The organism is Amycolatopsis solani, assembly GCF_033441515.1.
Lineage (GTDB): Bacteria > Actinomycetota > Actinomycetes > Mycobacteriales > Pseudonocardiaceae > Amycolatopsis > Amycolatopsis solani.
In genome coordinates this window covers 2,192,977-2,212,092 of sequence record NZ_JAWQJT010000002.1, presented here as the reverse complement: position 1 = coordinate 2,212,092, position 19,116 = coordinate 2,192,977, and the positions used below count along the sequence as shown (strand labels likewise).

Annotated in this window: 15 protein-coding genes; 5 read left to right on the top strand and 10 right to left on the bottom strand. The window is 73.0% G+C overall.

Features of this window, described 5'->3' with window-relative positions; translation table 11 throughout:
- Positions 1-5: 5 nt before the first annotated feature.
- The 4 genes from SD460_RS30715 to SD460_RS30700 are packed head-to-tail and all read right to left on the bottom strand — an operon-like array spanning position 6 to position 5,114.
- Positions 6-899, bottom strand: a complete 894-nt coding sequence (locus SD460_RS30715) for a 3-hydroxyacyl-CoA dehydrogenase NAD-binding domain-containing protein (RefSeq protein ID WP_290055510.1) — start codon at positions 897-899, stop codon at positions 6-8.
- Entirely contained in the window at positions 896-2,776 is a 1,881-nt protein-coding gene (locus tag SD460_RS30710) for an acetoacetate--CoA ligase (RefSeq protein WP_318307097.1), read from the bottom strand. The genes SD460_RS30715 and SD460_RS30710 overlap by 4 nt, the downstream gene beginning before the upstream one ends.
- Entirely contained in the window at positions 2,773-3,549 is a 777-nt protein-coding gene (locus SD460_RS30705; protein ID WP_290055512.1) for a crotonase/enoyl-CoA hydratase family protein, read from the bottom strand. Before SD460_RS30705 ends, SD460_RS30710 begins: the two co-directional genes overlap by 4 nt.
- Positions 3,546-5,114, bottom strand: a complete 1,569-nt coding sequence (locus tag SD460_RS30700; protein ID WP_318307096.1) for an acyl-CoA synthetase — start codon at positions 5,112-5,114, stop codon at positions 3,546-3,548. Before SD460_RS30700 ends, SD460_RS30705 begins: the two co-directional genes overlap by 4 nt.
- 381 nt (positions 5,115-5,495) lie before the next feature.
- Between SD460_RS30700 and SD460_RS30695 the strand changes: the two genes are divergently transcribed.
- The gene (locus tag SD460_RS30695) at positions 5,496-5,921 is read left to right on the top strand and encodes an STAS domain-containing protein (RefSeq protein WP_290055513.1); all 426 of its coding nucleotides are present in this window, start codon (positions 5,496-5,498) and stop codon (positions 5,919-5,921) included.
- A 6-nt stretch (positions 5,922-5,927) separates the two neighbouring features.
- On the opposite strand, the gene SD460_RS30690 is transcribed toward SD460_RS30695, so the two are convergent.
- Positions 5,928-7,181, bottom strand: coding sequence for a low temperature requirement protein A (locus SD460_RS30690; RefSeq protein WP_290055514.1), 1,254 nt, complete (start codon positions 7,179-7,181; stop codon positions 5,928-5,930).
- Between the two features lie 513 nt (positions 7,182-7,694).
- Between SD460_RS30690 and SD460_RS30685 the strand changes: the two genes are divergently transcribed.
- The 4 genes from SD460_RS30685 to SD460_RS30670 are packed head-to-tail and all read left to right on the top strand — an operon-like array spanning position 7,695 to position 12,357.
- Positions 7,695-10,697 carry a sensor histidine kinase gene (locus SD460_RS30685; RefSeq protein WP_318307095.1) on the top strand — a complete coding sequence of 1,001 codons (3,003 nt, stop codon included), beginning with the start codon at positions 7,695-7,697 and terminating at the stop codon, positions 10,695-10,697.
- On the top strand, positions 10,694-11,179 hold the full coding sequence (locus SD460_RS30680; RefSeq protein WP_290055516.1) for a roadblock/LC7 domain-containing protein: 486 nt from the start codon (positions 10,694-10,696) through the stop codon (positions 11,177-11,179). Before SD460_RS30685 ends, SD460_RS30680 begins: the two co-directional genes overlap by 4 nt.
- Positions 11,176-11,556 carry a DUF742 domain-containing protein gene (locus SD460_RS30675; RefSeq protein ID WP_290055517.1) on the top strand — a complete coding sequence of 127 codons (381 nt, stop codon included), beginning with the start codon at positions 11,176-11,178 and terminating at the stop codon, positions 11,554-11,556. The genes SD460_RS30680 and SD460_RS30675 overlap by 4 nt, the downstream gene beginning before the upstream one ends.
- 12 nt (positions 11,557-11,568) lie before the next feature.
- Positions 11,569-12,357, top strand: a complete 789-nt coding sequence (locus tag SD460_RS30670; RefSeq protein WP_290055518.1) for an MHYT domain-containing protein — start codon at positions 11,569-11,571, stop codon at positions 12,355-12,357.
- On the opposite strand, the gene SD460_RS30665 is transcribed toward SD460_RS30670, so the two are convergent.
- The 5 genes from SD460_RS30665 to SD460_RS30645 form a co-directional block, all read right to left on the bottom strand.
- Positions 12,337-14,730 (bottom strand): DUF7617 domain-containing protein, encoded by a 2,394-nt coding sequence (locus tag SD460_RS30665; protein WP_290055519.1) that lies wholly within the window; start codon positions 14,728-14,730, stop codon positions 12,337-12,339. The two genes, SD460_RS30670 and SD460_RS30665, sit on opposite strands and share 21 nt — an antisense overlap.
- A gap of 285 nt (positions 14,731-15,015) precedes the next feature.
- The gene (locus tag SD460_RS30660; protein ID WP_318307094.1) at positions 15,016-15,714 is read right to left on the bottom strand and encodes a GntR family transcriptional regulator; all 699 of its coding nucleotides are present in this window, start codon (positions 15,712-15,714) and stop codon (positions 15,016-15,018) included.
- A 95-nt stretch (positions 15,715-15,809) separates the two neighbouring features.
- Entirely contained in the window at positions 15,810-17,303 is a 1,494-nt protein-coding gene (locus SD460_RS30655) for a beta-N-acetylhexosaminidase (RefSeq protein WP_290055521.1), read from the bottom strand.
- Positions 17,303-18,121 (bottom strand): carbohydrate ABC transporter permease, encoded by an 819-nt coding sequence (locus SD460_RS30650; RefSeq protein ID WP_290055522.1) that lies wholly within the window; start codon positions 18,119-18,121, stop codon positions 17,303-17,305. Before SD460_RS30650 ends, SD460_RS30655 begins: the two co-directional genes overlap by 1 nt.
- Positions 18,118-19,059, bottom strand: a complete 942-nt coding sequence (locus SD460_RS30645; RefSeq protein WP_318307093.1) for a carbohydrate ABC transporter permease — start codon at positions 19,057-19,059, stop codon at positions 18,118-18,120. The genes SD460_RS30650 and SD460_RS30645 overlap by 4 nt, the downstream gene beginning before the upstream one ends.
- Positions 19,060-19,116: the final 57 nt, after the last annotated feature.

Below are 19,116 nucleotides of genomic sequence, written 5' to 3'. Positions count from 1 at the left end.
TCCAGTCAGGGCAGGTCGGGCTGGGCGGCCTTGGCGGCCAGCAGCCGGTCGAGGACGGCGTCGCGCGCGGCGACGAGGGACTGCTGATCGGTCCCGGCGAGCTCGGCGTCGACGCCGGCGACCAGCGTCTCGGCCAGCTCCGGGGTCAGGTGGACGCGGCCGAGGTCGCGCCACCACTCTTCGGTGGGCGGCCCGAGGTGCGCCAGGACGTGCGCGAGGCCGCCCGCGCCGCCGGAGAGGTGCTGGTTGACGAACGGGCCGAGCACGGCCCAGCGCAGCCCGGGCCCGTACGCGATCGCCGTGTCGATGTCCGCGACGGTCGCGACACCGCGTTCGACCAGCGAATACGCCTCCTGCCAGAGTGCGGCCTGCAGCCGGTTCGCGATGTGGCCGGGCACCTCCCTGGCCAGCCGGATCGGCCGCTTCCCGACCGAGGCGTAGAACTCCACGGCCCGCTCGACGACCTCGGGCGCGGTGTCCCGGCCGGGCACGACCTCGACGAGGGGGATCAGGTGCGGCGGGTTGAACGGGTGCCCCACGACGACCCGCTCGGGGTGGTTCGGGCAGCCGCGGGCGATGACGCTGGGCAGCAGCCCGGACGAGCTGCTCGCCAGGACCACGTCCGGCCGCGCGGCTTCGTCGAGGACGGTGAACAGCGCGTGCTTGACGTCCTCGCGCTCGGGACCGTTCTCCTGGACGAAGTCCGCGGCGGCGGCCGCTTCGCCGGCGTCGGCGACGAACCGCAGCCGATCCGCCGGCGTGCCTTCGAGGGCGTCGCGCAGCCGCTCCTCGGCGCCGGGCGCCGGATCGGACGCGACGACGTCGTGACCGTGCTCGAGGAACAAGGCGGCCCAGCTCGCGCCGATCACGCCGGTGCCGACCACGGCGACCGTGCTCATGCCGACGCCCCGAAGTGGTCCAGCGCGGTGGGATCGGCCAGGACGTCCGCGCCGACGACGTCTTCCGGCCGGGCGCCGAGCAGGAGTTTCTTCACGGGCAGCTCCAGTTTCTTCCCGGTGCGGTTGCGGGGGATCACCGGGACGGCGGTGATCGTGTCCGGCACGTGCCGCGGCGACAGCGCGCTCTTCAACGCCGTCGCGATCTTCGCGCGCAGTGACGCCTCCAAGGTGCCGTCGCGGAGGACGACGAACAGCCGGAGGTCGCCGTTGCCGCCCGCGGGGTCTTCGAGGTGCACGACGAGGGAGTCCTCGACCTCCGGCAGCTCCTCGACGACGGCGTAGAACTCGGCGGTGCCCAGCCGGACCCCGCCGCGGTTGAGGGTCGCGTCCGAGCGCCCGGCGATGACGCAGCTCCCCTCGGGGGCGAACCGGATCCAGTCGCCGTGGCGCCAGACGCCGGGGTAGGTGTCGAAGTACGTCTCGCGGTAGCGCTCACCGCTGTCGTCGCCCCAGAACCCGACCGGCATGGACGGCATCGGCGCGGTGATGACCAGCTCACCCAGCTCGCCGACCACCGGCTTCCCGTGCTCGTCGAACGCCTTCGCGTCGACGCCGAGGCACGGCCCGGAGATCTCGCCGTCGACCACGGGTTGCCGCGGGCCGCCCTGGACGATTCCGCTGCACACGTCGGTGCCGCCGCTGCCGACGTTGAGCAGCACGTCCGGCCCGAACACGTCCCGCACCCAGCGGTAGCCCTCGGCCGGCAGCGGGCTGCCCGCCGCGCCGAGCTGCCGCAGCGCGCTCAGGTCGCCGGACGCGGCCGGGTCGAGGCCCGCTTTCCGGCACGCCATCAGGAAACCCGGGCTCACGCCCATCAGCGTCGCGCGGGTCTCGGCGGCGAGCCGCCACTGCCACCCGAGGTCCGGGTGCAGCGGGTTGCCGTCGACGAGCACGATCGACGCGCCGGTGAGCAGTCCCGACACCAGCGCGTTCCACATCATCCACGCGGTGGTGGAGAACCACAGCATCCGGTCGCCGGGGCGCAGGTCCCAGCTCAGGCCGTGGTTCTTGAGGTGCTCCAGGAGGATCCCGCCGTGGCCGTGCACGATCGCCTTCGGCTTCCCCGTGGTGCCGGAGGAGAACAGCACGCACAGCGGGTGGGCGAACCCGACCGGCTCGAACCCGCGCTCGCTTTCCTCCAGGAGGTCGCTCCAGGCCGTCGTGCCGGGCAGGTCGTGGTCGCCGTAGGGCACGTGGACGACGTGCTCGACGGCCGGCAGCCCGGCCCGGATCGCGGCGACCTCGGCGCGGCGGTCGACGTCCTTGGTGCCGTAGCGGTAACCCGCCACGGTCAGCAGCACCTTCGGCTCGATCTGGGCGAACCGGTCGACCACCGAGCGGGCGCCGAACTCGGGCGCGCACGACGCCCAGACCGCGCCGAGGCTCGCGGTCGCCAGGTAGGCGACGACGGTCTCGGGGATGTTCGGCAGGTACGCCACCACGCGGTCGCCGTGCCCGACCCCGAGCCGCCGCAGCCCGGCGCGGACGCGGGCGACCTGGTCGCGCAGCTCGTCCCACGTCAGCTCGAGGCGTTCGCGTGTCTGGGAGTACGCGATGACGGCGACCTCGCCGGCCGGGCCGCCGAGCGCGTGCTCGGCGTAGTTGAGGGTCGCGCCGGGGAACCACTCGGTGCCCGGCATCCGCCGGTCCGGCACCACGCTCGACGCGGGGGAGTGGAAGCGGACACCGAAGAAGTCCTTGATCGACGCCCAGAAGCCGTCGAGGTCGGTCACCGACCAGCGGTGCAGCGCGGCGTAGTCGCCGAACGCGTGGCCGCGCTCGCCCAGCCACGCCAGGTACCGGTCGATCTCCGTCATCGGCCGACCTTCCCGGCGCGCTTGTCGAGGAACGCCCGCATCCGTTCCTTCGCTTCGGTGCTGCCGCTGGCCACCGCCGCCATCAGCGCCTCCATCAGGTACCCCTCGGCCGGGTTGGCCTCGGCGATGCGGGGCAGCGCCTGCAGCACGGCGAAGTTCGTGATCGGCGAGTTCGCGGCGATCTTGCGGGCCAGCTCCATGGCGTGCTCGAAGCCGTTTTCGGCGCGGTAGTGCGAAAGCCCGGCCGCGTGGCCTTCGTCGGCGTCGAGCACGCGGCCGGTGAGCATCATGTCGGTCATCCGGTGCGCGCCGATCAGCCGCGGCACCCGCACCGACGCGCCCCCGCCGACGAACAGGCCGCGCTGGCCCTCCGGCAGCGCGTAGAACGTCGAAGCCTCGGCGACGCGGATGTGCGCCGCGGCCGCCAGTTCCAGGCCGCCGCCGACGACCGCGCCCTTGAGCACGGCCACGACCGGGACGTGCCCGCGTTCGAGCCGCTCGAAGGCGCGGTGCCACATCATCGAGTGCGCCAGGCCCTCGAACGCGTCGCGCTCGGTGAGCTCGGCGAGGTCGAGCCCGGCGGAGAAGTGCTCGCCCACGGCGTCGAGCACGACCGCTTTCACGCCGGACGGCGGAGCGCCGAAGAACGCTTCGAGGCCGAGCACGGTGGCGTCGTCGAGGGCGTTGCGCTTCTCCGGGCGGGAAAGCCGCAGCACGGCGACCTCGTCGTGCAGGTCGAGGCGCAGGGAAGGGGGCAGCAGAGCGGTGGTCATGCGGGTCCGTTCGGGAAGGTGGTGGCGGCTCGCGCGCGGAGTTCGACGCGGCGGATCTTGCCGGTGGCGTTGCGGGGCAGGACATCGGTGAACTCGACGTGCTTGGGGATCTTGTAGCGGGCGAGGTGCTGTTCGAGGTGGGCGCGGAAGCCCGCCTCGTCGAGCCGGGACCCGGGGCGCGCGACGACGAAGGCGGCGCCGACCTCGCCCCAGCGCGCGTCGGGCACGCCCACCACCGCACAGGCGTCGACCGCGTCCAGCTGGGTGGCGACCGCTTCGACCTCGGCGGGGTAGACGTTCTCGCCGCCGGAGATGATGACGTCCTTGACCCGGTCGACGACGTGGGCCCAGCCGTCGTCGACCCGGACGACGTCCCCGGTCCGGAACCATTCGCCGCCGGCGAAACTCGCCTTCGTTTCCTCGGGCCGGTTCCAGTAACCCGCGAAGACGTGCGGGCCGCGCACCAGCAGTTCGGCGGGTGCCGCGCCGAGCGGCTCCGGGGCGAGGTCCGCGCCGAGGGCGGCGACGTCGGTGAAGAAGTGCGGCACCCCGGCCGCGACCGGGTGGGCGGGGGTGCCCTCGGGGGTGGCCATCGAGACCCCCGGCGCGGCCTCGGTCATGCCGTAGCCCTGCAGGAGCTGGACACCGCGGTCGAGCCAGGCGCGGGCGACGCGCTCGGCCACCGGCGAGCCGCCGTAGAGCACGCACGTGAGCGAGCTCAGGTCGGTGCTGTCCCAGGTTTCGTGGCGGCACAGCAGCTCCAGCATCGTCGGGACGGCGGAGAAGCTCGTGATCCCGGCGGTGCCGATCCGGCCGAGGATCGTGCCCGCGTCGAACTTCGCCACCGGTTCGACGCTGCCGCCCTTGAACAGCGTCGGCAGCGTGATCTGGCCCAGCCCGACGCAGTGGAACAGCGGCGCGATGCACAACGCCTTGTCACTGCTCAGGACGTCGAGGTGGGCCAGCTGGTTGACGGTGTTCCAGGTGATGTTGCCGTGGGTGAGGATCGCGGCCTTCGGGCGGCCGGTGGTGCCGGAGGTGTAGAGCAGCAGGCACGGGTCTTCCAGCCGGACGCCGGTCGACGGCGGGGATCCGCCCGCGGCGACTTCGGCCTCGAAGTCCAGCCCGCCGGCCGGGCAGGACGCCGGGTCGGTGGCGAGGACGTGCCGCACGGGCAGCGGGCCGGCCGCCGCGACGAGCGCGTCGGTGTCGGGGCTGTGCACCAGGATCGAAGCGCCGCTGTCCTCGAGCATGTACCGGATTTCCGCGCCGGAGAGCCGGTAGTTGAGCGGGACGAAGAGCGCGCCGCAGCGGGCGGTGGCGAAGAGCGCTTCGAAGACGGTGACGGCGTTGACGCCGAGGTAGGCCACCCGGTCGCCGGGGCGCACCCCGAGCCGGGTCAGCGCGCCGGCCAGCCGCTCGACGCGTTCGGCGAGGGCGGCGTACGTCAGCGTGCGGTCTTGCTCGCCGCCGGCGGCGAGCGCGGTGCGGTCCGGCGAGATCCGCGCCCGCCGAACGGGCCAGCTGCCCAGACCGAAATCGGCCGGGCCGGGGGATCGGGTCACGGCTTTCGTCTCCTTGTCACCGGTGACAGGGTTCCTGCTACGGACGGTGGCGAACCACGGTGCGCCGTGGCGACGTCACGGCGTCGTCACGGCGGTCTATGTAAGGAATCCTGATATGCATCCAGCATGCGCAGGGCGTGCGCCGGTGTCAAGGGTGCGGTGTCGAAGAGCAAACATCACCCGGATGGGTGGTTTGAGCTGCGAAGATGCCCTTCGCATGCGGGGGTGCCGAGTTCGGCCGTTGGCGGGGTTGCGCCGTATGGATCAACGGCTAGGCTGCGAAGTGCGGTTCAGCAAGTGTCAGCCGCCCCCCGATTTGTCAGCTCTCGAGCGGGCCGGTGAGGCCTGTTCGTCACGTCGTTTTCGAATGAGGCGTGGAAAATGTTGGTCGTCCAACCCCCCGCGACGGCGATCCCGGTAGTGCCGCCGGCGCGCCAGGAGCGCAGCCCGTTCGACATCCAGGTCGTCCGCCCGTACTTCGGCGCGGTCATGGTCAAGATCCGCGGCGCCCTCGACGAGGACAGCGCTGCCCAGCTCCGCTCGGCGTTGAGCACCTGGGCGCACCGCCGGTTCCCGGTCCTGGTGCTCGACCTGTCCGAGGTGGACTTCCTCGACTCGGCGGGTCTCGCCGCCCTCGGCGGCGTCCAAGCCAGGACGGTCCGCGAGAACGCGACCCTGCGGATCGTCACCGGGGACAACCGGGTCGTCCGCCGCGCCCTGTCGGCCAGCGGGCTCGACCACGCCCTGAACGTCAGCCGCCTGCCGTCGGGCTGGGAACGGGCCACGGAGATCCCCGGCCAGAGCTGACGCCGGTCACGGCCGCGGGCGGCCCGGCAGACCTTGCCGGCGCAGGTACTCCAGCGGGTCGTCGCCCATGCGGTCCAGGACCCGGTGCCGGATCGTCGACGCGATTGCCGCCGCGCCGCAACCCCAGACCGCGATCACCACGACCACCGCCGGTGCCGGCAGGATCCGGTCCAGGAACGCCAGGCAGGCCGTGGCCGCCAGCGCGGCCGTCCGGGCCAGGCCGTAGTACCAGCGGTGGGAGCCGGCCGCGAAGACGCGGGTGCCGAGCAGGTAGATGGTCAGGCCCGCGGTGGTGAACCACGCCGCCGCGTGGGGCGGGGACTCGTGCAGCGACAGGTTGACCCCCGCCGCGATGAGCACCAGCGCGAACGCCGAGGGCAGGTGCCCGACCGCGTACAGCGAATACGCGAGCGCCGGGTTGCCGCCGGAGAGGCCGAGCATCCGTTCGTAGATCCGCGCCGCCGACGTGAAGTACAGCCACCACAGCGCGCCGGCCAGCACCAGGCCGCCGACCATGGCCAGCCAGTAGGCGACGTCGTCGGCCGGGCGCTCGAGCGCCGCCGTGCCGACCGTGATCACCAGCTCGCCGAGCAGCAGGATCATGAAGAGCCCGAAGCGTTCGGCGAGGTGGGCGGAGTCGACCGCCAGGTTGGGGTCGCGCGGGGTCGCGAGCAGCGCGCGCCACTGGGCCGCGCGCGACGGCCGGTCGCCGCGCCGCCGCCGGGAACGGTCGCCCAGCAGCAGGAACCCCGCCTCCTGCAGCAGCGCGAACACCCAGAGGGCCCACGTGTAGGGCACGAACGCCGAAGCCGCGAACAACGCCGCCGAAGCCGCGTAGCCCCAGCTGATCCGGCGCTGGTCGAGCCCTTCGCGGGCGGGCCACCGGTGTGCGGCCGCCAGGATCAGGCGGACGCCGGCCATGGCCAGCGCGAAGATCGCCGGGTGCCCTTCGAAGACGTGGTGCGCCTGGGTGGCGGCGATCCCGCACGGGATGGTGCCGGCGAGCACGAACAGCCGGTCGGCGACCCGGCTGTCGTCGCCGCGGCGGTTGTAGAGCACGGCGAAGCCGATCCACGTCCACCACAGCGTCGCGAACAGGCCGAGCGCGGCGGCTGCCCGCGGCCAGTGCGGTTCGGCCACGATGCCGTGCGCCACCTGGCCCACCGCGAACACGAAGACCAGGTCGAAGTACAGCTCGACCCACCCGACCCGCTTGCCGTGTCCCGGCGCGGCGCCGGCGTTGTCGTCCACATCGGTCACGGCGGCGATTCTGCCGGGTCCCGTGCCGGGCGGCCCACCCGGCACGGGTGAGAATGAATAACAAACCATTCGAACAATGGCCGATTTCGCAACGGACTGGCATTGCCGCGCCCGCGTGGGTAAATCTGCCGACATCAGTTCGCTGTGCTCAGTAACGTCTGGAGCTGCGTGAATGCCGTTTGTACGGTGTACAAGCTGCGACCGGTGAAACACCAAGCGTGAGCCGGGAAAGAATTCGATACCGACCCTCGCGAAACGCCGCGCGCGGGGTTGACAGGGAAGCCGGGCGTGATGTTCCCTGCTGGTCGGCCCGATCATCGTCACGGCTCGCCCCGCCGGGAGAGCGACATTTCCACCGGCGGCCCGGGACGTCGATGACCGGCCCTGGGGTCCTCTCCTGTCCGAGTTCGACGTCAGCCGCGCGGCTGGGAATCGAGCGGTTCCGCCATGCACGAAAGAACGCCAACGCCCCGCCGGCCGGCGGACGCCGCGTGGTGGCCGGCGCACTGGAGCGTGCGCACCAAGATCAGTGTCGTGCTGCTGCTGCCGGTCCTGGTCGCGGTGGCGCTGGCGGAGGTCCGGATCCAGGGCGAGCTCGCTCGCGCGACCGAGCTGAGCGCGGCGCGCGACCGGCTGCCCGTGCTGCACGACACGGTCAGCCTCACGGAGTCGCTGGGTCAGGAGATGGTCGCCGCGGTGGCCGTCCCGGCCGGGGCGCCGAGCGCGGTCACCGCCGCGGTGGACGCGAAGGTGGCCGCGATCCAGCGCGACACCGGGTTCTCGCCGCTGCCCGGGGACAGCGGCCGCGCGCTGAACACCGCGCTGGGCAAGCTTTCCGGCATCCGGGCGGCCGGCGCCGCCAACGGCGACACCCGCACGAAAGCCACCGGCTACAACGACATCATCGCCACGCTCGGCGACCTCGTGCCCGAGATCGTCCCGGCCGACGTCGCCGGCACCGCGGAGGTCGCCCGGCTGCTGGTGCACCTGCGCGCCGAGCTCGCGACCGAGGAGACGTACGCGCGGGCGGCGCTGAACAGCCCCGACGACGCGTCGCTCCGCCCCGCCGCCGTGCAGACCGCCGCCGAGCAGGAAGTGCTCGCCGAGCAGGCCGAACACCAGCTGACCGGTGCGCTGCTGGCGCGGTTCAAGGCCGCGACGGCGGGCGCCGAAGACCGGCTCGACCCCACCGCGGCGTCGCTTTCCTCGATCGCTGCGGAGACAACGGGCGTGACGGCCGTGCTGAACGACGTCGCGGCGAAGCTGGCTTCGGACGTCTCGGCGGCCGCCGACGACGCCCGGTCGGACTCGCTGCGCGACACCGCGCTGGTGCTCGGCGCGCTGCTCGGCGCACTCGCCATCGCCCTGCTGGTGGTGCGTTCGCTGGTCACGCCGGTGCGCCGGCTGCGGGCGGCGGCGCTGCACGCGGCGAACGAGGCGCTCCCGGAAACCGTCCGGCAGGTCCGCGACGGCACGGAGGTCGACTGGCGCGCGGTGCCCGAGGTCGGCATCCGGACGAACGAGGAGATCGGCCAGCTGGCCAGCGCGTTCGACGACATGCACCGCGAGGCCGTGCGGCTGGCGGTCGAGCAGGCCGACCTCCGCAAGCAGGTCAGCGAAATGTTCATGACGCTGTCGCGGCGGAGCCAGTCGCTGGTGGAGCAGCAGCTGACGATCATCGAGGACCTCGAGTCGGGCGAGCAGGACCCGCGGCGGCTGGACGAGCTGTTCCGCATCGACCACATCGCCACCCGGCTGCGCCGCAACGGCGAAAACCTGCACGTCCTGGCCGGCGGCCGCCCGGTCCGCCACGGCCGCGAACCGGTGCCGACGCGCGACCTGCTGCGCGCGGCGACGTCGGAGGTCAAGGACTACCGCCGCGTGGCGCTGGGCAACGCCCCGCGCGGCTCGGTCCAGCCGGAGGCGGCCGCGGACGTGGTCCACATCCTGGCTGAACTGCTGGAAAACGCGACGCGTTTTTCGCCGCCGGAGCACAAGGTCGCCCTGACCGCGGACCGCGGCGCCGACGGCGGCCTTCTCATCGAGGTGGTCGACCAGGGCCTCGGCATGACCCCGGACGAACTGTCGACGGCCAACGCCCGCCTCGCCGCGGCGGCGACGGTCGGCCCGGAGACGACCCGCCGCATGGGCCTGTTCGTGGTCGGCCGCCTGGCCGCCCTGCACGGCGTGACGGTCCGCCTCCGCGCAACGTCCCCGGGCGTCCGCCACGCGGGCGTGACGGCGAGCGTCCACGTACCGGGCGCCCTGGTGATCGCGGACCTGGCCCGCCCGATCGGCGGCAGCCGAGCAGCCACCCGCCAGAACGGCCATGCCCGCCCGGTGGCGGTGGTCCCGGCGCAGGCGTCGACGCCGATCTTCGAGCAGGTGGTGACGAGCTGGTTCACCGAGCCGTCGGCGAAACCGGTGGCCCGCCGGACATCCCGCACGGACCCGCCGGCCGCCGGCTGGCCCACGGAGGCGGACGCGGCGGACGGCCCGCGGAACGGCAAGGTGCGGAAGGGAAGCGGCGAGTGGCCGGCGGTCCCGGACGGGGAGACCGGGTCGCGGGCGGATCGGTCCGGAACGGGGGAGTGGCCGGTGGTCCCGGCGGCGGAGTCCGGTGCGCGGGCGGATCGGTCCGGTTCGGGTGAGCCAGTCGGCGGTGCCGGGCGTGCGGATCGCACCGGAAGTGGCGAGTGGCCGGTAGTTGCGGCCGCCGAAGCCGCTGGAGGAGCGGACCGGCTTGGCTCGGGTGAGTCGGCTGGCCGTGCGGATCGGTCGGGAAGTGGCGAGTGGCCGGTGGTTTCGCCGGCGGAGCCCGGCGTGCGGGCGGATCGCTCCGGGGCGGCGGATCGGCCTGGCTCGGGCGAGCCGGTCGGTGGCGTCGGTCGTGCGGATCGCACCGGGTCGGGCGAGCCGGTCGGCAGCGCCGGTCTTGCGGATCGCTTCGGTGCCGGCGAGCGCCCCGCGACCTCGGCGGCGGACCGGCCCGGTCCGGGCGACGCGAGCAGCGCCGCGCAGGTGGCCGATGCCGGTTCGGGCAAGCGGCCCGCCGACCCCGCAGCCCGGGCAGACCGCTCCGGCGAGTGGCCGGCAACAGCGGCCTCGCCGGCGGATCGGTCCGGCGAAAGGCCCGCACCCGCCGACCGCTCCGGCGAGTGGCCTGCAGCAGCCTCCCCGGCAGACCGCTCCGCCGAAAGGCCCGCCCCCGCCACCCGGGCGTCCGCCGATTGGTCCACCCCCGCCGACCAAGTGCGGCAGGCTGCGGAAAGCGCTCTCCAGCCCGCCGCCGTGCACAACCTCAGTGCCGCCGGGTTGCCCACCCGGCGGCCCGGGGCGCAGCTCGCTCCCGGGGCCGCCCTGCCTCGGGTGCGGGAAGCCGAGGGGGCGGCGTTCCGGGATGCCACCGCCGTGCGCAACAGCTTGTCCCGGCACTACCAGGGCATGCGCGCGGCGCGGCGGCAGACCGCCGCCCGTGCGGACGAATCCGGAAAGGACGGAGTGGAACCCCGATGACCGAACTCCCCGACGTGCACCAGCGGCGCGCGGCCGAACCGCTGGGTGCGTTTCCCGGCTCCGTGGTGGCGCCCGAACGGACCGCCACGTTGAACTGGCTGGTCAACGGCTTCGTCCAGGACGTGTCGGGGGTCGCGCACGCGGTGCTCGTGTCCGCCGACGGGTTGCTCGTCGCCGCCGACGAGTCGCTTCCCCGGGAGCGGGCCGACCAGCTCGCGGCCATCGCCGCCGGGTTGTCGAGCCTGTCGCTCGGGACCGCGGAGCTGTTCACCGCCGGGCGGGTCGTCCAGTCGGTCATCGAGATGGAGCAGGGGTTCCTGCTGCTGATGAGCGTCGGTGACGGCTCGAACCTCGTGGTCCTCGCGTCCACCGGCTGCGACATCGGGCTCGTCGGCTACGAGATGACGATGCTGGTCGAGCGGGTGGGGCGACAGGTCGACGTGCCCGCGCGCGAGATGCCGGTGGCCCAGGACCGGCGGTGACCGGCTACGCGGGCGAAGGGGAGCCGCGCCGGAGTCCGGCGCTGGCCCGCCCCTACGCCTGGACCGAAGGGCGGACGGCGCCGTCGGTCACCATCGCGGTCGAAGCGCTCGTCGAGACCACCGCGGCGGGCCGCGCGTCGGCCGGCTACCAGTCGACCAGCGCGCTCGACCAGGTCACCGAGCTGTGCCTCCGGCCGCGGTCGCTGATGGAGGTCGCCGCGCTGCTGCGGCTGCCGCTGGGGGTGGTCCGGGTGCTCGTCTCGGACCTGATGGAGGACGGCATGGTGATCGTCCGCGACACCCTCGGCGAGCACGCCGGCTGGGACGAGCGCCACGACCTGATGGAACGCGTGCTGCACGGCCTGCGCGACCTGTAGAGAGGACCGACCATGGAACACTTCGCGCTCGGGCACTGGCTGCTCGTGCTCGCCTACCTGACCTCGGTGGTCGGCTGCGCGCTCGGCCTCGCCTGCGCGGTGCAGGCCCGCCACGCCGAGAGCAGCCGGCACCGCCTGCGGTGGCTCGTGCTGGCCGCGATCTCGATCGGCGGCGTCGGCATCTGGCTCATGCACTTCGTGGCCATGCTCGGCTTCAGCACGCCGGGGATGCCGGTGCGCTACGACGTCTTCCGCACGGTGCTGTCCGCGCTGCTGTCGGTCGCCGCGGTGTTCGCCGGGCTCGTGGTCGTCGGCGGCCGCGCGAAGTTCGGCTGGTGGCGGCTCGCGCTCGGCGGCGTGATCACCGGCCTCGCCGTCAACGTCATGCACTACACGGGGATGTCCGCCCTGCGCGTGAAGGGCGACTTCGGCTACGACGGCCTCCTGGTGGCGCTCTCGGTGGTGATCGCGGTGGTCGCGGCGACCGCCGCGCTGTGGTTCGCGGTCTTCCTCGACCGGCTGTCCCTGCGCCTGCTCGCCGGCTTCGTGATGGCCGCGGCGGTCACCGGCATGCACTACACGGGCATGGCCGCGGTGCGGATGAACATGGACGCGGCCGCCCCCGACCCGGCCGGCGTCGAGGTGTTTTCCTTCCTGTTCCCGGTGTTCGTGCTCGCCGCGATCGCGATGGCCGTGCCGCTCTGCGCGGTCCTGATGGCCCCGGCGGTCGGCCAGGACAAGCCGCGGGAAGCGCCGGAACGCCTCCCGCGGCCGGTCATCCTAGAGAACGCACAGCAGTGAACAGGCCTTGGCCGACGACCAGTTCGTGTGCGACGGCGGCGTCCCCGGCGGGACGTTCACCGGCACGTAGCTCACCTTCGCCTGGTTGGTGATCGGGAACAGGCTCAGCAGCGCGTACGTCGAGCAGTACACCTGCCGCGACTGCCCGGCCGCCAAGGTGAACGGACCCGTCTGGCACGACGGTTCCACGCTGTCCACCACCTGCGCCGACGTGATCCCGACCGGACCCTCGTTCGTCACGGTGATCCGCCAGTACGCCGTGGCGAAGAGCAGGCCCAGCAGTCCCACGCCGGCCTGTTTCGCCCACGGCCCGGTGCCTCCCGGTCCGCACTTGGCCGCCGTGGCCGAGGTGCAGATCTCCTTCTCCACCTCGACCTTCGGCGTGCACGACGCGCCCGGCGCGACCGGCAGCGTCACCGTGTTCGACGTGAACGACCCCGTCGAGTCGGTGCCGGTGGCGGTGTTCGCCACCGACGACACCGCGCAGTCCGCCGCGATCGTCGTGCGGAAGCACAGCTGCGGCGCGTCACCCGCGTAGCCGACCACGAGCGAGCCGGTGAAGCCCGCTGCGCTGTGCAGCACCAGCGTGGTCGTGACCGTGATCGACTGGTGCGCCGCCACGGAGACGCCGGTGAGGTCCACCGAGCCGTCCGGGGCGAACCCCGGCGTCGGCACGACCGCGCCGTCCTGGTCGGTCACGGTGACCCGCGACGCGGCGAAGTCGACGTTCGCCGGGTCGACGCCTGTCAGCCGCGCCGCCGTGTAGCCCTGGACGTGACTTCCGCCGTCGCAAGAGAAGTCGCTCGGTTTCAGCGTCACCTGCCCGCCGGACCGGACGCACGGCGTGGCACCGGTGGCCGGGTCCATGGAGAACAGCACGCCCGCGTCGCCGAGCCCGATCAGGCAGCCGGACGGCGGATCGTAGGAATAGCCGTAGTCCCGGGTGGCCCCGCCGTTGGCCGACGGGTGCGTGATCAGGGCCGGCAGTCCCGCGCACGCCGCGCCCGTCGTCCAGTCGTGGCAGAGCGCCGCGCCCGCGATGCCGCCGTTCCAGACCGGGAGGTAGGTGCGCACGTGGCCGCCCGGATCGGTGACGACTTCCGGCGGGAAGGCGTAGACGCCGCCGCTCAGCGCGGCCGGTCCCGGCGGGGCCGCGAGCGCCGAACCGTCGAGGGCGTAGCACGTCGTGACGTCGGTACCGCCGGTCGTCGTCGCGCACGCGCCGACGGGGGCACCGCTCGTGCCGAACGCCGTGTAGGAGTTGTAGTTGTAGTTGCCCGCCGGTCCCGTGGACCGCGATGACGCCCAGCCGGCGCACGCCGTGGCCGTCGCCGGGTCGAAGCAGCCCAGCGACGGCTGCTGCGCGGTGCCGGGGTTCGACGTGGACGCGAACACCTTGCCCGCCACCAGGGTCAGCGCGCCGTAGACGTAGGGCTGGTTGGCGGCCGGCACGATCGGCGCGTACGGCTGGCCGCCGCAGGCGCTCTGCGTGGCGATGGTCCAGCAGACCACCGCGCCGGAACTGATGACGCCGTAGACGTTGCCACCGCTCTCGACGAGCCCGGTGATGCTGCTGACCGGCGGCGACCCGCCGACGGCGGCCAGCGCCGAGTAGCCGCAGTTCGCGCCGGCGGCCAGGTCCAGGCAGCCGACGCCCACCGAAGTCGCCGTCACGGCGGGGTAGTAGACCTTCGCGGGCGCGGCGGGGTCGCGCACGTACTGCTCGACCATGGTGCTCGCGATGTCGCCGGCGCCGAGGGTGCCGAGCGGGCCGGGCGCGGTGTTGAGCACCTTCGGCCACGGCCCGCCCGGGCAGCGCTGCCCGGTGCCGAGGTCGGTGCACACCACCTTCGGATTGGCCGCGCCGAGGTGGTGGTAGATGTTCCACGCCTGCAGCACGCCGCCCGGCGTGCGGTAGAGGATCGGCGAGAAGCCGTCGCCGCCGGTCGCGGTGGTGACCGCCTGCACGGGCGGGGTGAGGGCGCCGGACAGCTGGGTCGCGACGGGCCCGGCGTCCGGGTTCGTGGCGCGCACGGCCGTCACGCCGGACGCCGGTTCGGTGCCGGTGAACGTGCTGCCGTCGGTGGACCACTGCGGGGTCCAGCCGGGCGGGACGTGCAGGGAACCGGACTGGAACGCCTGCCCCGCCCCGACGGCGTCGGTGATGGTCGCGGCGCCGGTGGTCGTGGCGTGGTCCTCGTAGCCGATGACCCAGTTCGCGGTGGCGCCGTGCTCGGCGGGCGATCCGGTGCCCCGCAAGGACTTCGCCAGCGCGGAGACCGGGGGCGGGGGATCGGCGGCCGCCGGCGGCGGGACGGCGGTCGCCGCCACGAGCACGAGCGGCAGGAACGCTCCCAGCATGCGTCTTCGCATGGACTGTCCTCGATTCTTTCGGTTCCGGGAATCGTTTTCCCGGCCGAAGAAATAGCCTATGCGGCACCTCGGGCGCGTTGTAGCGCTCTCACCCGGGCGCCGAAAAGGCGATGCCAACAGCGCAGTTCGTGACCGGCACGCAATCGTGCGCACCTGTCGTGACGAGGGACTTCGCGGGGAACGCTCACCCGGATGTCGTCATACCGTCACTCGTCCGGGTAACGAGGGCACGCTAAAAAGCCCGGTTTCCGCCGGGCGGTGAAGATTTATTTTCCGGATGCGCGGCTAACCGGACTCGGCGTCGAACCGGAGTTTCGACGTGATGCGGTACCGGTCGCCCCGGTAGACCGAGCGGGTCAGTTCGACCACGCGGCCGGTTGCGTCGCGGGTCAGCCGCTCGATGTGCAGGATCGGCGCGTACACCGCGATTTCCAGCAGCTCGGCCTGGTCCGGGTTGGTCACCGCGGGCTCGATCGTCTGCACCGCGTCCTGCACGGCGATCCCGAAGCGCTCCCGCAGCAGCCGGTAGAAGTTGCCGGTCTCGAGGTCGGCCGGCTGCAAGCCGGGGACCAGCGAGGCGGGCAGGGCCAGGCTCTCGATCGCGATCGGTTCCTCGTCGACGTACCGGACCCGGGTGACGCGCAGGACCGGCGTGCCCGGCTCGCACTCCAGCTCGGCGGCGAGCGAACGGGCCGCCCCCGCCGTGGTGAACGCGACGACCCGGCTGGTCCAGTGCCCTTCCGCGGGCGGGACGGCCAGCCCGGTGGCCAGTTCCTGGGTGACCTTCTGCGGGCTGGTGAACGTGCCGCGGCCGCGCTGGCGCACCAGCAGGCCGGTGCGGGTCAGCTCGTCGATCGCGGCCCGGACGGTCGGGCGCGAGACGCCCAGCTCCGCGGCCAGGTCCCGTTCGGAAGCCAGGCCGGTGCCCGGCCCGGCGTTCTCGATCACCTTCAGCAGGTGCCGCCGGACGCGGTCGCGCTTCACGGTGGGCGGCCGGTCCGCCGGCTCGCCACCTTCGGTTCGGGGGCCCCGGGTGGCGGAGCCCCCGGCCGGGGGCGAAGCCCCGGATGGCTCAGCGGTCAAGGCACCGTCTTTTCGGGTACGGGGACCGCGCCGGCGAACCGGACGCGCTCCTTCGGCAGGGCACCCAGCGCGCGCAGCCGGGTGAGGTGCCCGGCCAGCCGCTGGTGGAAATCAGCATAACCGCGCCCCGGTGGCGACCACGCCCGTTCCGCCAGCGCGCACAGCCGCGGGAACGCCAGGTGCCGCACGTGGTCGGGCGTCGGCGCGTGCTCGGTCCACAGCTGGGCCTGCGTCCCGAGCACGCCCGGCCGGGTCCCGTCGCTGACCGGGAGGCCGCCGGCCAGCGGGTCGAAGCGGTAGACGTCTTCCAGGGTCGTCACGGGCTCGCGCGGTGGCTCGCCCGGTTCTTCGGTCTGCCGGTAGTCGAAGTACGTCGAAAGGTGCGGGGCCATCACGACCTGGTGGCCGCGGGCCACGGCGAGCGCGCCGTGCCCGGCGTCGCGCCACGCGGTGACGACCAGCTCGGCGGGCAACCGGCCCGCGGCGTGGCCGGTTTCGTCCCAGCACACCGCCTGCCTGCCGAGCCCGGCGACGATGCCGTGCAGCTCGCCGAGGAACCACGGGTGGAGCTCGGCGGTGCCGCGCAACCCGAGCCGGGCGGCCTTTTCCCGGGCGGCCGGGCTGGTTTCCCATTGCGTCGTCGGGCATTCGTCGCCGCCGATGTGCAGGTACGGCGCCGGGAAGACGTCCGCGACCTGGGTGAGCACGTCCCGGCAGAACGCGAACGCGCCGTCGTGCACGCCGAGGATGTCCGGGCTGATGCCCCACTCCGTCCACACGGGAAGCCGCACGTCCGGCCGGTTGCCCAGCTCGGGGTAGGCGGCCAGCGCCGCGCGGACGTGGCCGGGCAGGTCGATCTCCGGCACGATCCGCACGCCGCGCCCGGCGGCGAAGGCGACCAGGTCCCGCAGTTCGCGCTGGGTGTAGAAGCCGCCGTGGGGCACGCCGTCGAAGACGCCGCTGCCCGCGGCCCCGACCATCGATTCGGTGCGCCAGGCCCCGATCTCGGTGAGCCGCGGCCACCCGTCGATCTCGAGCCGCCAGCCCTGGTCGTCGGTCAGGTGCAGGTGCAGGACGTTGTACTTGTGCAGCGCCAGGAGATCGACGAACTCGCGCAGGAACGCCAGCGGCAGGAAGTGCCGGGCGACGTCGAGCAGGACCCCGCGCCACGGCAGCCGGGGCGCGTCGCGGATCGTCAGGCACTCGAGCCGCGGCAGCAGCTGGCGGACCGTCTGCACCCCGGCGAGCAGGCCCGCTTCGGTGGACGCGGTGAGGACCGCTGCGTCCGGGGTGACGTCGAGCGCGTACTCCTCGGGGGCGAAGCCGGGGGTCAGCGCGAGCCGGACGGCGGGTCCACTGTGGACGAGCGGGAGGTCCGCGTACGCGGCGAGCAGCCGGGCCGGCCCATGCGTGCCGGGTCCCGCCTGGACGCCGGCGGGCGTGAAGGAACCGGCGCGGCGGGTCAGCCGCGCGGGGTGGGGGATGACCATCAGCCCTTCACCGCGCCCGCGGTCATGCCTTCGACCAGGTGGCGCTGCACGAGCGCGAAGAAGACGACGACGGGCAGCGCGAACAGCGTCGACGCGGCGATGAGGCCGCCGTAGTCGGTGCCCGTGCTGGTGCTGAACGAGACCAGCCAGACCGGCAGCGTGTAGCCGGAGCTGTCCTTCATGATGACGTAGGCGAACAGGAAGTCGTTCCACGCGGTGATGAAGGCGAACACGCTGGTCGCGATCAGCCCGGGCAGCACGAGCGGCAGCAGGACCGAGCGCATGACGCGCCCGCGTGTGGCGCCGTCGACCATCGCCGCTTCCTCCAGTTCGACGGGGATGCCGTGCAGGAACCCGCGCAGCGTCCAGATGGTGAACGGCAGCACGAGCGCGACGTACGTGAGCACCAAGCCGAAGAGCGTGTCGAGCAGGTGCGCGCTCTTGAGGCTCAGGAACAGCGGGATGACCAGCGCGGGCACCGGGACCATCTGCAGCACCAGCACCCCGATGAGGAAGCTGCGGCGGCCGAAGAACCGGAACCGCGTCAGCGCCGTAGCGGCGAGGAAGGCGACCACTATGGACAGTGCGACGACGGCCACCACGACGACCACGCTGTTGAGCAGGTCCTGGAGGAACCCCGGCTTCGCGAGGGCGCCGGCGAAGTTGTCGAAGGTGACGTCGAAGGGCAGGAACTCCGGCGTCGGGCTGAGGATCTTGCCCGCCGGCTTGAACGCCGTGAGCACCATCCAGTACACCGGGAAGATCCACACGAGGCAGAAGATGGCGGCTGTCGCGTTCCGGCCCACCCGGCGGATCACAGGTCCTCCCCCGATCGCACGAGCCGTCGCACGTACACCGCGGTCAGCGCGACGAGCAGCGCGACCGAGACGACGGCGATCGCCGCGCCCTGGCCGAAGTCGTTGCGGCTGAACGCACGGGTGAACGTCCAGATGCCGAGCGTCGTGGTGCCGCCGTCCGGGCCGCCCTGGGTGAGGATCCAGATCTGGTTGAAGACGGTGAAGTCCCAGATGATCGACAGGATGGTCACCAGGCCGAGGATGGGCTGCAGGAACGGGAAGGTGATCGTGCGGTGCGCGCGCCACGGCCCGGCGCCGTCGAGCGCGGCCGCTTCGTAGTAGGACTGCGGGATCTGCGAAAGCCCGGCGTAGAGCGTGAGCGCGACGAACGGCACCGACTGCCAGACGACGAGCAGCCACACCAGCGTGAACGCCGACGCCGGCGACGTCGTCCAGTCGTGCTGGGTGAGGTCGCCGAAGCCGAGCTGGGTGAGCAGCCAGTTCACCACGCCGTAGCCGGGCTGGAAGAGCCACTGCCAGACCAAAGTGGACGCCACGTTCGGCAGGGCCCAGGCGGCGATCAGGCAGAGCGTCACCGCCGTGCGCATCCCGCGGCCCAGCTTGCGCAGCAGGAGGGCGACCGCGAAACCGATCAGGAGCGTGCCGAGCACCAGTGCGGCGCAGAAGCCGACGCTGCGGGCGAGCACCGGGAGCAGCTGGTCGTCGCCGAGCACGGCGGCGTAGTTGTCCCAGCCCGCGAAGCCCGTCGTGCCGGTGAACAGCGAGCGCAGGCCGTACTCCTGCAGCGAGATGACGACCAGCCGCAGCAGCGGGTAGCCGAGCACCAGCCCGAGCAGCGCGGCCGCGGGCAGGAGCAGGCCGTAGGGCAGCAGCGACCGGCGCCGCCGGGGCGCCGCCGGTCTTTCCGGCGCGTGCGGCCGCGCTTTCACGAGCAACACGGGGACTCCTTGTCGGAAGCGGGAAAGGGGCGGGGCGGCCCGGCGGGGACGGCGGTC

Bases quoted from the DNA above. Each gene is read 5' to 3' on its own strand.
- SD460_RS30655 (WP_290055521.1), bottom strand. From the start codon at position 17,303: ATGGTCATCCCCCACCCCGCGCGGCTGACCCGCCGCGCCGGTTCCTTC.
- SD460_RS30670 (WP_290055518.1), top strand. From the start codon at position 11,569: ATGGAACACTTCGCGCTCGGGCACTGGCTGCTCGTGCTCGCCTACCTG.
- SD460_RS30705 (WP_290055512.1), bottom strand. From the start codon at position 3,549: ATGACCACCGCTCTGCTGCCCCCTTCCCTGCGCCTCGACCTGCACGAC.
- SD460_RS30665 (WP_290055519.1), bottom strand. From the start codon at position 14,730: ATGCGAAGACGCATGCTGGGAGCGTTCCTGCCGCTCGTGCTCGTGGCG.
- SD460_RS30710 (WP_318307097.1), bottom strand. From the start codon at position 2,776: ATGACGGAGATCGACCGGTACCTGGCGTGGCTGGGCGAGCGCGGCCAC.
- SD460_RS30715 (WP_290055510.1), bottom strand. From the start codon at position 899: ATGAGCACGGTCGCCGTGGTCGGCACCGGCGTGATCGGCGCGAGCTGG.
- SD460_RS30680 (WP_290055516.1), top strand. From the start codon at position 10,694: ATGACCGAACTCCCCGACGTGCACCAGCGGCGCGCGGCCGAACCGCTG.
- SD460_RS30695 (WP_290055513.1), top strand. From the start codon at position 5,496: ATGTTGGTCGTCCAACCCCCCGCGACGGCGATCCCGGTAGTGCCGCCG.